The organism is Roseofilum sp. KMC-1 (assembly GCF_057802075.1).
In genome coordinates, this window is sequence record NZ_CM173605.1 from 1284258 (window position 1) to 1299800 (window position 15543).

The 15543-nt window shown below is 46.2% G+C and carries 17 protein-coding genes and 2 pseudogenes; 13 read left to right on the forward strand and 6 right to left on the reverse strand.

Features of this window, described 5'->3' with window-relative positions; translation table 11 throughout:
* The first annotated feature begins 103 nt into the window (after positions 1-103).
* A complete protein-coding gene (locus AC3FZD_RS06095) occupies positions 104-835 on the forward strand; it encodes an alpha/beta fold hydrolase (RefSeq protein WP_488739273.1) in 732 nt (243 codons plus the stop codon).
* A gap of 257 nt (positions 836-1092) precedes the next feature.
* Here the strand turns inward: AC3FZD_RS06095 and AC3FZD_RS06100 are convergent, their stop codons facing one another.
* Positions 1093-2196, reverse strand: a complete 1104-nt coding sequence (locus AC3FZD_RS06100) for a CobW family GTP-binding protein (RefSeq protein ID WP_488739274.1) — start codon at positions 2194-2196, stop codon at positions 1093-1095.
* A 194-nt stretch (positions 2197-2390) separates the two neighbouring features.
* On the opposite strand from AC3FZD_RS06100, the gene AC3FZD_RS06105 reads away from it, so the two are divergent.
* The 4 genes from AC3FZD_RS06105 (at position 2391) to AC3FZD_RS06120 (ending at position 5738) form a co-directional block, all read left to right on the forward strand.
* A complete protein-coding gene (locus AC3FZD_RS06105; protein ID WP_488739275.1) occupies positions 2391-2666 on the forward strand; it encodes a hypothetical protein in 276 nt (91 codons plus the stop codon).
* Positions 2663-3067, forward strand: a complete 405-nt coding sequence (locus AC3FZD_RS06110) for a type II toxin-antitoxin system VapC family toxin (RefSeq protein ID WP_488739276.1) — start codon at positions 2663-2665, stop codon at positions 3065-3067. The genes AC3FZD_RS06105 and AC3FZD_RS06110 overlap by 4 nt, the downstream gene beginning before the upstream one ends.
* Before the next feature lie 95 nt (positions 3068-3162).
* On the forward strand, positions 3163-4632 hold the full coding sequence (gene cysS / locus AC3FZD_RS06115; protein WP_488739277.1) for a cysteine--tRNA ligase: 1470 nt from the start codon (positions 3163-3165) through the stop codon (positions 4630-4632).
* An 11-nt stretch (positions 4633-4643) separates the two neighbouring features.
* The gene (locus AC3FZD_RS06120) at positions 4644-5738 is read left to right on the forward strand and encodes an AI-2E family transporter (protein ID WP_488739278.1); all 1095 of its coding nucleotides are present in this window, start codon (positions 4644-4646) and stop codon (positions 5736-5738) included.
* 41 nt (positions 5739-5779) lie between these two features.
* Here the strand turns inward: AC3FZD_RS06120 and AC3FZD_RS06125 are convergent.
* Positions 5780-5995: pseudogene (locus tag AC3FZD_RS06125) on the reverse strand (hypothetical protein); the annotation flags it as partial.
* A gap of 234 nt (positions 5996-6229) precedes the next feature.
* On the opposite strand from AC3FZD_RS06125, the gene AC3FZD_RS06130 reads away from it, so the two are divergent.
* Positions 6230-7093: a M15 family metallopeptidase gene (locus AC3FZD_RS06130; protein WP_488739279.1), complete on the forward strand. Its 864-nt coding sequence runs from the start codon at positions 6230-6232 to the stop codon at positions 7091-7093.
* A complete protein-coding gene (locus AC3FZD_RS06135; RefSeq protein WP_488739280.1) occupies positions 7090-7770 on the forward strand; it encodes a M41 family metallopeptidase in 681 nt (226 codons plus the stop codon). The genes AC3FZD_RS06130 and AC3FZD_RS06135 overlap by 4 nt, the downstream gene beginning before the upstream one ends.
* Before the next feature lie 66 nt (positions 7771-7836).
* Here the strand turns inward: AC3FZD_RS06135 and cysE are convergent, their stop codons facing one another.
* A complete protein-coding gene (gene cysE, locus AC3FZD_RS06140) occupies positions 7837-8640 on the reverse strand; it encodes a serine O-acetyltransferase (RefSeq protein ID WP_488739281.1) in 804 nt (267 codons plus the stop codon).
* A gap of 91 nt (positions 8641-8731) precedes the next feature.
* Between cysE and AC3FZD_RS06145 the strand changes: the two genes are divergently transcribed.
* Positions 8732-8938, forward strand: a complete 207-nt coding sequence (locus AC3FZD_RS06145) for a hypothetical protein (RefSeq protein ID WP_488739282.1) — start codon at positions 8732-8734, stop codon at positions 8936-8938.
* A gap of 16 nt (positions 8939-8954) precedes the next feature.
* On the opposite strand, the gene AC3FZD_RS06150 is transcribed toward AC3FZD_RS06145, so the two are convergent.
* A complete protein-coding gene (locus tag AC3FZD_RS06150) occupies positions 8955-9377 on the reverse strand; it encodes an ATP-binding protein (RefSeq protein WP_488739283.1) in 423 nt (140 codons plus the stop codon).
* A 258-nt stretch (positions 9378-9635) separates the two neighbouring features.
* Here AC3FZD_RS06150 and AC3FZD_RS06155 point away from each other — a divergent pair, with 258 nt between their 5' ends.
* Positions 9636-10790, forward strand: coding sequence for a PP2C family protein-serine/threonine phosphatase (locus AC3FZD_RS06155; RefSeq protein WP_488739284.1), 1155 nt, complete (start codon positions 9636-9638; stop codon positions 10788-10790).
* Here AC3FZD_RS06155 and AC3FZD_RS06160 read toward each other — a convergent pair.
* Positions 10787-11110, reverse strand: a complete 324-nt coding sequence (locus AC3FZD_RS06160) for an STAS domain-containing protein (RefSeq protein ID WP_488739285.1) — start codon at positions 11108-11110, stop codon at positions 10787-10789. The genes AC3FZD_RS06155 and AC3FZD_RS06160 overlap by 4 nt on opposite strands.
* 266 nt (positions 11111-11376) lie before the next feature.
* Between AC3FZD_RS06160 and AC3FZD_RS06165 the strand changes: the two genes are divergently transcribed.
* The 3 genes and pseudogenes from AC3FZD_RS06165 to recR all read left to right on the forward strand — a co-directional run.
* A complete protein-coding gene (locus tag AC3FZD_RS06165) occupies positions 11377-11847 on the forward strand; it encodes a glycosyltransferase (RefSeq protein WP_488739286.1) in 471 nt (156 codons plus the stop codon).
* 73 nt (positions 11848-11920) lie between these two features.
* The gene (locus AC3FZD_RS06170; RefSeq protein ID WP_488739287.1) at positions 11921-12916 is read left to right on the forward strand and encodes an anti-sigma factor antagonist; all 996 of its coding nucleotides are present in this window, start codon (positions 11921-11923) and stop codon (positions 12914-12916) included.
* 287 nt (positions 12917-13203) lie between these two features.
* A pseudogene (gene recR / locus AC3FZD_RS06175) lies at positions 13204-13806 on the forward strand (recombination mediator RecR); the annotation flags it as partial.
* Positions 13807-13816: 10 nt separating this feature from the next.
* Here the strand turns inward: recR and AC3FZD_RS06180 are convergent.
* A complete protein-coding gene (locus tag AC3FZD_RS06180) occupies positions 13817-14422 on the reverse strand; it encodes a response regulator (RefSeq protein WP_488740280.1) in 606 nt (201 codons plus the stop codon).
* Positions 14423-14529: 107 nt separating this feature from the next.
* On the opposite strand from AC3FZD_RS06180, the gene lipA reads away from it, so the two are divergent.
* Positions 14530-15453: a lipoyl synthase gene (lipA, locus tag AC3FZD_RS06185; protein ID WP_488739288.1), complete on the forward strand. Its 924-nt coding sequence runs from the start codon at positions 14530-14532 to the stop codon at positions 15451-15453.
* Positions 15454-15543 lie beyond the last annotated feature (90 nt).

A 15543-nucleotide genomic window follows, 5' to 3' on the forward strand; every position in this document is an offset into this window, starting at 1 on the left:
CTTTTTCTGTTTATTTCTGTTTTCTTTGAGTAGGTAAGTTTAAACCCCCAATCCTGTTTAAGCTTACCTTTATTTTTCGTTATTTTTCTTCTAGGAGTGATTCATGGCTAAATTACCTGATGTTTTGTGGATTAATGTCAATCCCAGTTTTCGACGGTTCCATCGTCCCCTGCTGAGGCTATTATCTGCCCATGTCCCCCTAGCAGAATGGCAATATGAGCAGACGGAAGATGAGGGAACTTGCTTAAATCAGGGGTTAGGATTGCTTCATCATCATATTCAGCAGTACGATCGCCCCTTACACTTACTCGGTCATGGTACGGGAGGCTTGTTAGCTTTATTGTATACTCGCCGCTATCCCCAAAGCGTGCGATCGCTCACTTTGCTTTCTGTGGGGGTATATCCGGCGATCGATTGGCAAGCTCATTACTATGTACAATTGGGTTTATTGCCCTGTTCCCGCGATCGCATCCTAACCCAAACTGCCTACAATCTCTTTGGGGTTCACTCTCCACCCGTGATTGAAGAATTAGTCAGAATCTTAGAAAAAGACTTAAAAACTTCCCTCTCCCCCCATTCCCTCTATCGACGCGCTCCAATTCTGCCCAGTGAACTCGATCCTCCCCTATTCGTCAGTCGAGGAAAACAGGATCTAGTTGTCGATCCGAGCTTATTTGAGGGATGGAAACCTTGGTTAAAAGAGGGCGATTGCTGTTGGGAATGTCCCCATGGACGTTATTTTTTCCATCATACCCATCCCCAACCTGTGAAGCGGCAGATTCTCAACTTCTGGCAATCTTTAAATTCCCTCTACTCCACCCTCAAAAGTGCTTAAAGCGCTACGCGCTGGTAATGGGTAATAGGTAATAGGTAATCGCTTTTCCCTCACTTTATCCCTTACTTTAGGAGTGCGAGCATCTTGCTCGCTTATTCCTTACTAGTGCCGTGACAACCCTAAAATGGTGGGTTACGGCGGATTGATAGATTGCTGTCACAGTCTAGGTTTTAGCCGCCTAACCCACCCTACACTAATGCCTCATTTTAGCTGTGTCAAGGCACTAGGGTGCATTAATAGCGCACCCCCAGGACTACTTACCCCCCAAACCCTTTACCGCGATGGGTAGAGGGTAGGGTGAGACAATTATTTAACTGAGAAAGCAGCGTTTCTCGATCCAAATCTTGACCAATTAACACCAGTTGGTTTTTCGGTTCTCCCTTCCATTCTTGATCGTCGAGGGTAAACCGTTTACCACTCAAGTGAAAGATATGGCACATGGGACTTTCATCAAACCAGAGAATTCCCTTAGCACGAAAGATATTCGGGGATAACTGGTGATCGAGAAACTTTTGAAACTTCTTAATGGAGAAGGGGCGATCGCTCTGAAATGAAATTGACATAAACCCATCGTTTTCCAAGTGGTTAGAATGATGGTGATGGTGATGATCGTGATCGTGGTGATGTTCATGATCGTGATCGTGGTGATGTTCATGGTGATGATCGTGATGATCGTCATGATCGCGATCCTCCTCTTGCTCAAGATATTTATCCGACTCAAACAAACCCACACTCAAAATTAACGGCAACGAAACCTGACTTTTCACCGTTCTTAAAATCCGAGCATCCGCCTTAATATCGCGGATTTTCACCTCCAAACTATCCACATCTGCTTCATCAACTAAATCGGTCTTATTCAACAGAATAATATCCCCATAGGCAATCTGACTATAGGCGGCTTCTGAATTAAACAAATCTAAGCTAAAATTCTCCGAATCTACCAGCGTCACAATCGAATCAAGACGGGTCAGCTCGCGCAATTCCGTACCTAAAAACGTTAGCGCAACGGGAAGGGGGTCAGCAATTCCTGTGGTTTCGACCACCAAATAATCTAGATTTTGTTGGCGTTCGAGGACGCGATAAACTGCATCCGCTAATTCATTATTAATCGTGCAACAAATACAGCCATTACTCAATTCCACCATATCCTCATCAGTGGAAATAATCAGTTCATTATCAATGCCTATTTCGCCAAATTCATTCACCAGGACAGCCGTTTTTATCCCCTGTTGGTTACTAAGAATATGATTGAGTAGGGTCGTTTTCCCGCTTCCCAGGAATCCCGTGATGATGGTTACCGGTAAAGGAGCTGAAGCGGTGTCTTGTTGTTCAGATGGGTTAGAGGTTACTGCTGAGGTCATAAGGGTACTATGAAAACAATTCTCAATTTTCTTATTATTACCCATAAATCGGGAATTAGGCGATCGCCTGATGAATCGAGTCGATCTGGGCGATCGGTCAAGGAGAAAGCAAGATACAATTGATACGTTACAATATTGACAGGCCAGCTCAATACAGATAGGATAGAATTAGAAAACCTGAAAATTAAGCCAAGATGGAAAACACAATTACGATCGCTCTCACCCCAGAAGGTAACTTAGAACTCCCTCCAGAGATTCGAGAAAAATTTGCTAACGGCGAACAATACTTGGTAGTGATAACAGAAGATTCGATTATTTTCAAAAAGAACCCCATATCTTCATCTTCTATTCAGAACAATCACTTACCCTTAATTCCAGAACAACCCTATGCCTACTATGCCGATCCAGAAGAACCTGCCATCCCCTCAGAAGACTGGAATATGGAAAATGAAGATCAAGGCATTTTATGATTATTTTGGACACTCATATTTTAGTTTGGTGGATACAAAATGATCCTCAATTAAATTCCTATCACCGTGAATGTATCGAACAGCAAAGAAGTAATGGATTAGGCGTTTGTACAATCAGTTTAATTGAGATAGCCAGATTAGTCAGTGCGGGCCGAATGATTCTGCCCATACCGATCGCTCAATGGTTCGAGATCGCCCTAGGGCAAGAATGCGTAATGCTGATATCAATTACACCAGCTATAGCAATTGAGGCTCAAACCTTACCTGGTGATTTTCACAAAGATCCAGCAGATAGAATCATTGTTGCCACAGCCAGATTATCCCATGCGTCTATTGTGACCGTCGATCAGAAAATACTCAACTATCCCTATGTTCAAGCGATTCCACCAACGACCCCTTGATTGTTTTCTCTGCGATTGACTAATTTATTACCCATTACCCATTACTCAATTTGGTATGATAAGGGCTGATCCATTGAACTCTGTGCTATCGCCCCATGACCCTAACGTTGACCAATACCCTCACCCGCAGTAAACAACCCTTCGAGTCCCTGGAACCGGGGAAAGTCCGGATTTACTGTTGCGGAGTCACCGTTTATGACTACTGTCATCTCGGTCATGCGCGGTCTTATATTGCTTGGGATACCCTGCGGCGCTATCTGCAATGGCAAGGCTATCAGGTGCGCTATGTGCAGAATTTTACTGATATTGATGATAAAATCCTCAACCGCGCTAGGGAAACCGGGTCAACCATGGAAGCAGTAGCCGAAAAATATACCCAAACCTACTTTGAAGATATGGCGCGGTTAAATGTCCTAGAAGCCGATGAATATCCGAGGGCAACCCATACCCTCAATGGCATTTTACGCCTGATTCATGAGTTGGAAACCAAAGGCTATGCCTATGCTTCCGAAGGTGATGTCTATTACCAAGTGCGTCAGTTTAAGGACTATGGCAAGCTCTCCGGGCGCAAGTTTGACGAAATGCAAGCGGGAGCATCGGGGAGAGTAGCAGAAAGCGCGGAAGAGTCGAAGAAAAAAGACCCCTTTGATTTTGCCCTGTGGAAAGGCGCAAAACCTGATGAACCGAGTTGGGAGTCTCCCTGGGGAAAAGGCCGCCCCGGATGGCATATTGAATGCTCGGCCATGGTGCGCGACTGTTTGGGAGAGACCATTGATATTCACTGTGGGGGGGCAGATTTGGTGTTTCCCCACCATGAGAATGAGGTAGCGCAGTCGGAAGCAGCTACCGGTCAACCCTTGGCGAACTATTGGTTACATAATGGCTTTGTGACCGTGAATGGGGAAAAAATGTCCAAGTCTTTGGGCAATTTTACGACGATTCGGGATTTGTTGGACTCGGAAGATGGCCCGGAACCGATGGCGCTGCGGTTGTTTGTGCTTCAGGCCCAATATCGTAAACCGATCGATTTTACCCCAGAGGCGATCGCCTCGGCACAACGAGCTTGGAATACCCTCAAGGAGGGGTTATCCTTTGGCTACAAACAGGGTCAAACCTGGGGATGGGACGTACAGCAGGCGAAATCTGAGGATCTCAATCCCGAAAGTGTGGCAAATTTCAATCGTGCCATGGATGATGACCTGAATACATCAGGCGGATTAGCCGTATTATTTGAATTAGCCAAAGGGTTAAACCGTGAACAGAATCGCTTGATTCATGAAGGTAAAACGGCAGTCGATCCAGAGCAGTTATATCGACAATGGTATACCTTGGTTACCTTGTCGCAAGTGTTGGGGTTAGAAGTAGAAACCGAGACAGAACCAGACTCTCCAGGATCGCAACTGAGGGATGAGGAGATAGAGGAGGCGATCGCCGCTCGTCAAGCTGCGCGAAAAGCCAAAAACTTTGCCGAAGCCGATCGCATTCGCGACGACTTACAAAACCAAGGTATTACCCTCATCGATCAACCCGGTGGCCTTACCCAATGGCATCGTAATATCCATTAAAAATTAAAAACATGCGCGAACAACGGATTACTTTTTCCCTATCCACGTTCCTGTTAACCTTGCTTTCGGTGCTGTTAATTGTCCTATTTTGGCAATTACGGGGACTGGTGCTGTTGTTAATGATTTCTATTGTTCTAGCCGCATCTATTTCCCCCTTAGTGGATGCAGCAGAACGCTTGCGTATTCCCCGATGGCTAGGGGTAATTTTAGTCTATCTAACTCTGCTTTCAGGATTAACGGGTCTCGGTTTATTAATCGGCCCTACCGTCGTTCAACAAATCGAGCGCCTGATCCAAAAATTGCCCTCCTATGCTGAAGTCTTATTACAATTAGCCGAAAATTTACTCGACAATTGGACGAATACGCCTCCAGAACTCTTTAACTTTGTGGATCTACAACAGATTACCAGTTGGCTGATCCGCTCTAGTCAACAATTAGTGCTGCGATCCTATAGCATTACGCGGGGCATTATTGGCGGAGTATTTAGCCTCGTTTTATCCCTATTTATATCGGGTTATATGGTGGCCGATAGCCAAACCTTAATTAACAGTTTGGTGCGCCTACTCCCCGAACCTTGGGAGAGCAAAATTGCCGCCCAAATCCCCACCATTGGCTACCGAATGGGGAGCTATATTCGCGGACGTTTGCTGGTCTCATTTATCCTCGGAATTGTCACAACCGTAGGCTTAGGTATTCTCGGACTGCGGGAATTTTCCCTCGGTTTAGGGGCGATCGCCGGAGTCACCAACCTGATCCCCTTTATCGGCCCGGTTTTAGGTGCAATTCCAGCTTTAGTGGTGGCGATCGCCTCCGGAGGCTGGACATTTTTGTGGGTATTATTATTTTTTGTAGTGATTCAAAATGTCGAAACCTACATCCTCGATCCCTTCCTCGTCGGTTCATCCGTTGGTGTTCATCCCCTCTATCAGCTCTTAGCTGTTCTCGGAGGAACTCAAGTTCTAGGAATTATCGGAGCCTTAATTGTGCCCCCTTGGGTAGCCGGAGCAGCAACTCTACTAGAAAATCTCTATATTCAACCTAAATTAGCAGCAGAAAAAGCAACTGAACTTAATTCTCAAGCTACGGAAGATTGTACCGATCCATAAACAGAACTTGTCCGATGGAACAGAGCTGGACAAGGAGGATAATAAACGGCAGAAAGTTCATCACTCATCTTAACTTTCCCTTTGATCACCGATCGCAATAACCGATTGATCGATCGCCGGTCTTCCTCGGTTAAGTTTTCATCCAAAGTAGCAGCCATGAGACCATAGCGATCGGCGAGAGTTAAAACTCCGGTTTCTCGTGCAGAAACTAGAATTTCTGAGATCGCTCCAGGTAGAATTTGGTGTTCCAGTAACATAATAAGTCCATACACGAGTCCTAATAGTATTCACTATCAACGATATTTTCTCTTTTGTACGTGATTGATATCGCTCCCCTTAAGTGATTTAGATCGCTCTGAAACCCTCAAAATCATCCTCCAAATGCTTAATTCATCTGTGTAATTTTTTGCATTAATTATCCAGATGGGGATCTAAACCCCTAATCTTTGGTAAGGTGAAAGAGAATAATTGCCTGTTGGAGTAAGTCGCCGATGACGGAAAATCTACCCCATTTTTTCACCTCCCATGAGGAAGAAGTGATTACTGATGATATCCCAGAAGCCCTACGGGATACCCCGATACCGGTTGCTGAAGTCCAAGAGTCAGCCTCATCAAGTTCTGAGCGGGGAGTGTGGATCGGATGGGGAGGGGGGGCGATCGCCGCGATCCTTGTCCTCGGTATCGTCATTTTCAGAAGTAACTCCCTCACCCCCAACATCGCCTCAGAACCCGTCATCGCTCCATCCCCAACGGAAGAAAGCAGAGAGTCTAGAGCAACTGGAATTTCTGGGGACAAAAACCTAGAAACTGATAGCACTGGGGATTTACTGGGCCATTTTGCTTATGAAGAAGCACCGGTAGAGGATTTGATCCCAATTACTGCTGATGGGAAGTTACAATTACGGAGAATGGCGGCTGTTAAATTTCAACAAATGATGAATGCTGCCCAGCGAGACGGGGTGATCTTGGTTCCCCTGTCAGCCTTTCGCGGCTTACAGGATCAAGAGTATTTGTTTTTTGATGTCAAAGCTCAACGGGGACAAGTGGCGACTAAACGGGCAGAAGTGAGCGCTCCTCCCGGATATAGCGAGCATCATACGGGCTATGCAGTGGATATTGGGGATGGTTATGTTCCTGCTGTGGATCTCTCTCCAGAGTTTGAAAATACGGCTGCCTTTAAGTGGTTAGAAGAAAATGCGGCTTATTATAATTTCGAGCTATCCTTTCCCCGGAATAATCCCCAAGGGATTAATTATGAACCCTGGCACTGGCGCTTTGTGGGCGATCGCCATAGTCTGGAGACATTTTATAAGGCGCGAGAGCAGTCCAAGACTGGGGAATCATCAGGGCAATGAATCAACTCAGCTTAAATACGATCGCGATCGCCGTTTTTACCCTGACTCTCTCTAGTCTCTTAGGGCCCGTAATCCACTTAAATCCAGCAATTCCGGCGATCACCGCCTTTAGCATTTTGGGATTTATGGCGATCGATAGCCTGCAATGGCAAGGCCAAGGCAGTAATTTAGTATTAGGCTTAATCGCTAGTCTATCCTCTGAATACCGCGATCGCCTCCTACACCATGAAGCCGGTCATTTTCTAGTCGCCACTCTTCTCGATATTCCCATTACCGGCTACACCCTCAACCCCTGGGAAGCCCTGAAAGCAGGACAAAAGGGACAAGCGGGCGTAAGCTTTGATGAACCGATCATAACTGAACTCCTTAAATCTCCTACCCTCACCCAGCAATGGATCGACCGCTATTGTGTCCTGTGGATGGCAGGTGTTGTTGCCGAAGAATTGGTTTATGGGTCTGCCGAAGGGGGAGCCGACGATCTCCGGAATTTCAACACCCTCCTCAAGCTCTATTCCCCTGAAGGCGTTGATTTCACCCCTAAGCGACAATGGGCCAAACTGCAAGCCAAAACCTTAATTAAAGACCATTGGCAAGCTTATCAAATCTTGACATTCGCCATGAAATCTCGTTTACCCGTAGCGAAATGTCAAGAGAAGATTAAACCCACTATCAGCTAGAACCCGATAGTCATGTTGAGCCAGCGATCGCTCAATCCTTAAAGGCGATCGCCTATTACTTATGACTTAAATCCCCGATCCATCTAAAAACTCTTCAATCGCTCGATCCTTCAAAGCACAACTATTGTGCTTTGAGCGATAGGATGACACTTCTAGAACTTCTCCCTGCAAAACAGACTCTTCCCAGGAACTCCAACAGACACTCGTCAGGGATTGACTCTCCTGGGGAACCTCCCGACCTTCCTGAAGGGAGCGTACCTGTTCTTCCAACTGCTCAATCCGGTCTACCAAAGTGCGAATCATATCCGCTTCCGCATCCGGCAGTCGTCCATGCTCTAGGGGATCGACTCGAACCCCAGAACGATAAACAATCCGTCCTGGAATGCCCACCACCGTACAATCCGAAGGCACATCCCGCAACACCACCGATCCCGCACCAATGCGGACATTATTACCAATGAGCAGATTACCGAGAACCTTAGCTCCCGCACCCACCACCACATTTTCCCCCAGGGTAGGATGGCGTTTACCACTTTCCTTACCCGTTCCCCCCAGAGTTACCCCTTGATAAATGAGGCTATAGTCTCCAACGATCGCCGTTTCCCCAATCACCACCCCCATACCATGGTCAATAAAGACTCCTTTACCAATGGTTGCTCCGGGGTGAATTTCAATCCCCGTAAACCAACGAGCCAGATGGGAAATCAGCCGGGGAATAAACGGCAGACCCAGGAGATGGAGCCAATGGGCAAAGCGATAAAACAGCAGCGCTTGTAGTCCAGGGTAGCAAAACAGGACTTCCAGCCCATTGCGGGCAGCCGGGTCGCGATCGAAGATGATACGGAAGTCGGCAACAAGATTACTTAGCACGATTGAAAGTATCCAAAGCTTCATCAAACTGATCAATCTAGATCTTAGCGTCTAGTGGCCAGTTTACCCAAGGAATTGGAGTTAAATTAAGGTGAAATTGAGTCATCCTTTCCTCAAATACCCGATTACAGCCATGCCCATCATCATCATGATTCTCATCTTAATCGCTGGATATCTAGGCAGTGAACTCCTGGCTTTAGAACCCATTAGCCTCTTGAAAAGCTTCTCAGTTCCCCCTTGGCTACTGTTGACTGCCACCCTTTCCCTAATGGTTTGGTGTTTTGGAGACGAACTTTGAGCAAAGCTCTGACCCTCTAATAGTGCTTGATCAGCTTCAAACAATTGCGCCCATCTTCCGTGGCTCTATAGCTGAGGTCATCAGCAATATCAGACATCATAAACCAACCCCGTCCATGTTCCTGGTCAGGATTTGGGCGAGGTTGGGTTCCGAGCCATTGGTCGATATCAAAGCCTGGGCCATAATCCCAAATCGACATAGTGACCGCATCATCCGCTAAGATCGCCTCTATATCAATGGGGGTATTTTGGGGAAGATCGCGATGGGCATGGAGAACAGCATTGGTTAATCCTTCGTAAAATGCAGTTTGGCACTCAATCCAGGTCGCTTCAGGAATGGCGAGGGAGGGCGGCTTAAGACTTTTAAACCACTCTAAGCCATCGGTCAAAGCCTGGCCATCAGAATGAACTTGCAGATAAGCTCTATGGGGCAATTTCAATGGTGTAACCCTTAATCAGGCAATCAGCAGAGGTAAGTGAAGCATTCAAACATCCAAAAGTGAACTCAACGTTTATGATGAAATCACCACTTAGGTCGGTTCAGAATCAGTAAGATAGAAACGGACGCTAGATTGGGGGTCACGCTGCTTACTGAAATTGTTGCTCTGGTGCTTCTGCTTATAAGCTATCAAATAGGCTATCAAAGTGATCTCGCTTTTGTCAGATTTTTCAGCTCCTAGTCTGATGACATTTTAATCATGTACAAGGTTTTGATTATAGAGGATGACCCTTTGTTTCGGTTAGTGTTAACCAAAGCGCTGAAAAACCAAGGGTATGATGTGACGGTTGCTACCAATGGTGAAGAGGGGTTAGAGCAAGCAGCGAGTCTGCGCCCTGGATTGATTTTGTGCGATTGGATGATGCCTCGCATGGATGGATTGGAGGTTTGTCGCCGCATTAAGGCCAATCCCGAATTAGCGACGACGTTTTTTGTCTTGCTAACGGCCCGTGAGGGGGTAGAAGACCGGGTACAAGGACTCGATAATGGGGCGGATGATTTTTTGTCTAAACCCATTGAAGTCAATGAGTTACGGGCTAAGGTGCGGGCGGGTTTACGACTGCACCAGCTCAGTCAAGATTTACAAACTGCTAAACAGAGACTTGAAGCTGAGTTAATGGAGGCGGCTGATTATGTTAAGTCTCTACTGCCTGGCCCCTTAGAAGAATCGGTGTCCATTGATTCGAGGTTTATTCCTTCCCGTCAATTGGGAGGAGACTGTTTTGATTATTATTGGCTCAATGAAAATCAGTTAGTGATTTATGTGGTGGATGCGGCGGGTCATGGAGTGGGTTCAGCTCTATTATCGGTTTCTGTCCTGAATTTATTGCGCTCTCAATCCCTCTCTGGGGTTGATTTTTCGCAACCCCATCAGGTGCTAATGGGTCTGAATGAGACCTTCCAGATGGAAACCCAAGGCGATCGCTACTTTACCATTTGGTATGGGGTTTATGACCGCCAGGAACATTCCCTGGTCTATGCCAGTTCCGGCCATCCTCCTGCTATCCTCTTGTCTCCGGGTTTTCAGGAAGAGATACGGGTTCAATATCTGAAAACACCCGGTTTCCCCATTGGGATGTTTCCAGGAGTCGAGTATAAATCCTGTCAATGTCAGGTTGAACCTCAAAGTACCCTCTATGTGTTTAGTGATGGAGTTTATGAAATTCATCAGACCGATGGCACACTATGGGGACTTGAGGCATTTAGTGAGTTTTTGGCAACCCATCAACATCTTTGTGCTGAGTTGTTAGATCATTTACTCCATTGCATTCATACCTTGAATCCCAACACGATTTTGGACGACGATCTATCCTTACTTCAGATTCAGTTTCATGGTAAGGGAGAGGATAATTAATCACTCTTCCAGGTCTGCTCAAACTCCTCTCGGCTCGACAAGACATCAAATACCCGATCCATACTTGTAAGTTCAAAAAGCATTCTCACTTGTTCATTAATGGAGCAGATCAAGAGTTTGCCCCCCGCAGAGCGTACGGTTTTTAGGGCGGCGACTAAGGCCCCTAGACCAGAACTATCAATAAAAGTCACATCTTTGAGGTCAATCAGGATCACGTCAGCACCGGATTGTACTAATACATTGACTTCTTCTCTAAACTGTGCAGTTTTGGTGCTGTCTAAAATGCCAGAGGGTTGAATGTGTTTAATAATTTGACTCATGGGTTGTGATCGACAGAAGGTTGGCGTTTTTATCCCAATCCATTGGATTTAGTTGAATAGGATACTATAATTCTGGATTCGGGTTGACCTTATTCTATCCGGATTAACCCAGAAGTTAAATGGGTACTGAAATCCTGGACATTTTCAGGGTTAATACCCTTGCCTGAATCACTGTAGGATTGTCCTCAGAGTCAAAGCAGGTTATTTTGAGGGGAGCAGGGGAATCAATGCATCTATATAATATCTAGCGATCGCCATTGAAGAGAATGATTCTAACCACAGTTGGTACTGAACCCTATCCCTTTAATCGTTTAATGAGTTGGTTGGAGGTTCTCGTTCAACGAGGATTTATCCAGGAAGAGCTGATTGTACAATATGGTAGTTGTACGGTTTGGCCAGAGGGTGAGGGCTGTTTTGCTGAGATTCCAGAGAAAAAGTTGATCCAGTTGGGTAATGATGCTCGTCTGATCGTTGGCCAGTGTGACGCTCATTTACTGAAGGTATTAGATCAAACGACAAAGCCTTATATTTTGGTTCCTCGCGGCCAATGCTATAAAGAGCATACTGACGATCGCCAAATTGAGTTAGCCAGTCATCTGGCTTTGGCAGGAGTTCCCATTGCCTGGTCTCCAGGAGACCTGGTGCGGTTTATTCATTCTCCCCGCCGAATTTCTCATTCTACTCTGATGACAATTGCCAATGAGACAGTGAAACGATCTCTCAAAAAGGGCCGTTGAGTCAGTCTTCTGAGGGATCGGGTCTTGAGTTTGGGCAAGCTATAACTTTAAATAGACTCCCCTTGAGGTGTTTATGAACAATCCAGTTAATCCTCCTGTGTTTGCCATGACTTCGTTTGGTACTCAGTGTGTGGTTCAGGTGTCGAAAAATTTTACGGTTAACCAAGCAGTAGCATTTAAGGAATATTTTAAACAGCTCTGCGATCGGCAATCGGGTCTGACTCAGGTGATTTTAGATTTAGGACAAACCACATTTATTGATAGTAGTGGCATTGGTGCTTTAGTCGGGTGTCTGAAAATGGCTCGCGCTCAACAGATCGAGCTAATTATTTGGAGCCTTAATCCTCAAGTGAAGATGGCGTTTGAGTTAACTGGACTCACCGATGCCTTTACGATTGATCGGGGTACGGATGCCCTATTAGCCCCAACTACGGATAGTCATGAGGTATCGCCAAAGATTCATCCTTCGGTGCGATCTCCTCTGAAGCGGTTGCTAGATATTATGGGTAGCTTAGTGGGTTTGGGGATTACCTCGATTCTCTTGATTCCCATTGCGATCGCGATCCAAATTGACGATCCTGGCCCCATTTTCTTTGGTCAAATTCGCTGTGGCTGGATGGGTAAACGGTTTAAAATTTGGAAGTTTCGCTCCATGGTCGCCAATGCTGAAGCCCTAAAGGATCAGGTGAAAAATGAAGCAGAAGGTGCTTTTTTTAAGAATAAGAACGATCCGAGGGTTACCCGTGTGGGGAAATTCTTACGCCGCACCAGTTTAGATGAACTCCCCCAATTTTGGAATGTCTTAAAAGGAGAAATGAGTTTAGTGGGCACTCGTCCCCCGACTCCCGATGAAATTGAACGCTATGAAATCCCCAAATGGCAACGGCTCGATGTTAAGCCGGGTATGACCGGAGAATGGCAGGTGAATGGAAGATCGTCCATTCGCGACTTTGAAACCGTCATTCAGATGGATTTACGCTATCAAGAAAACTGGAGTTTACTGCATGACATTAAGCTAATTCTCAAAACCCTTGTGATCTTATTTCAAAAAAACGCGGGAGCGATGTAGAACCCACCAACCCCCAGTTAATCATTATTAATTGCTAATTATAAATCTAACCTCCCGCCGCAAAGGTGAACATCACTAGGGCAGATAAGAGAATTCCGGGACTGAGGAATAGAATTAGAGTGAGTAAATCATGGACAGTCATACCCAATAGTTCTCCTGAGCAAAAACACCATTCTGTTAGGGTATCCCATTCTTCCTCAAAAGCAACCCGCACTGAACATTCTTAATCCTCGCTTAAGCTCATCGGTCAATGCTACCCTGATTAAGGATCTCTACTAACCAGGAGCAAGAAAACGGTTTACCCTAGTCCTTTAGCTCGTCTGATCGAGCAATTTCAACGGTTACCTGGTGTTGGGCCAAAAACAGCACAACGCCTAGCCCTTCATGTTCTCAAACGGCCAGAAGCCGAAATCAAGGCCCTGTCTCAGGCCCTACTGGATGCTAAACAACAGGTGGGCTTATGTCAAAAATGTTATCATCTTTCCGCCGATCCTTTATGTAGCATTTGTCGCAATCTCAATCGCGATCGCCAAACTTTATGCGTGGTGGTGGACTCACGGGATGTAATTGCCCTAGAAAAAACCAGAGAATACCGAGGTCTCTACCATGTTCTTGGTGGTGTCATTTCTCCCATGGATGGCATCGGCCCGGAGCAACTCACCATTCAATCCTTGGTGCAACGAGTCAGCCAAGAAAAGATTCAAGAGGTCATTTTAGCCATTAGTCCCAGTGTGGAAGGAGAAACCACAACCCTCTATATCGGTCAACTCCTAAAACCCTTTACACGGGTGACCCGTATCGCCTTTGGAATACCCATGGGAGGAGACCTAGAATACGCCGATGAAGTCACCCTAGCTCGTGCCTTAGAAGGTCGCAGAGAACTCGATTAAAGCCCTAACTTTATTTCACTTTTTGCTTGACAAAATTGAAAATTTTCACCACCTGTTGCTTCAAGGGTTCAATTTGAGCCACTTGTTTCTTGAGAGCATCAATTTCTGCCTCCATTTTGGCAATTTTCTCTTTCAATGCGGCAATTTCTGCCCCGGATGCTCCGGCTGAGGGTGCAGCATCTGAAGAGGCCTGGGCCCCATGACCGGTTGTGGTTTCTCCCTCTAATGGCGGCCGCGTCTTTTTGGCTTTAGCCATAGCAGACTTAATGGCAGCAATCAGATCTTTTTGTTCAAAGGGTTTGGGGATAAATTCCCAAAATTCAAAGGGTTCTTTAATTTTTTCCGTAACCTCTTCCTTGCGTCCCGACATCAAAACGAGAGGAATTTTACGCAACTGGCTATCATTCTGAATATGTTGGAAAACCTCAAAGCCACTGACTTTGGGTAAGAGGAAATCGAGCATAATCAAATTAGGCTGTTCTTGGCGGATCAAATTGAGTCCTTCTTCACCGTCTTTGGCTTCGACGACTTCAAAGTTACCCTTGGGTAACATATCCTTAACTCGCGCTCTGATGACCCGACTATCATCAATAACTAGAATTTTATGTCCCACAATGAACTCCTTGAGAGGGTGACGATCTTTTTTCTACTCTATCTATCAATGATAATAGAATTCTGACCCTAATCACTGGAGTCCCTCGATCACCCTACTGATTTTTAATTATGAATACCCATCTATCCCACGTATCGGTTACTTCCTCAACTGTTCAAGGTTCTACGGAGAAGGAGGAGCGATCGCCTTTAGCGACGCTTCCCCCTTGGTTACGTCGCTCTATTGGTAAAGCGAGCGAACTCTCCACCGTACAAAAAATCATTAAGCAACGGCAGATTCACACCATTTGTGAGGAAGGGCGATGTCCCAACCGGGCTGAGTGCTATAGTCAAAAAACAGCAACTTTTTTACTCATGGGCCCCACCTGTACCCGTGCTTGTGCCTTTTGTCAGGTGGATAAGGGCCATGCTCCCATGGCCCTCGATCCGGAGGAACCGGATAAAATTGCTGAATCAGTGCAATTGCTGGGTCTCAAGTATGTGGTCTTAACTTCTGTTGCTCGCGATGATTTACCCGATCAAGGGGCTGGATGGTTTGTGAAGACCATGGAGCGGGTGCGAGAAGTGAACCCTGGAACGGAAATTGAAGTGTTAACCCCGGATTTTCGGGGGCAACAGGAGTTAGTGCTTCAGGTGGCAGGGGCGAATCCAGCTTGTTATAACCATAATATTGAAACTGTGAGACGGTTGCAGCGTCCGGTGCGTCGAGGAGCGAAGTATGAGCGCTCTTTGGATGTGCTGCGCTGGGTAAAAGAGGTGAATCCTGATATTCCCACCAAATCCGGGTTAATGTTGGGTCATGGGGAAACGGAGGCGGAAATTGTGGAGACTTTGGAGGATTTACGGGCTATAAATTGCGATCGCCTCACTTTGGGTCAATATATGCGTCCTTCCCTGGATCATCTCCCGGTACAGCGCTATTGGCATCCTGACGAATTCGAGAAATTAGGCGAAATTGCCCAGAAGATGGGCTTTAATCATGTCCGTTCTGGGCCCTTAGTTCGCAGTTCCTACCATGCGGGTCAAGAGGCCTAGTAGGGAGTGGGTGTAGGGTGGGCAGGAAGATAAGCGGCATTATTCAACTTGTACCAGCATACCCTGCCCACCGTACCGCGAGACTTTAAT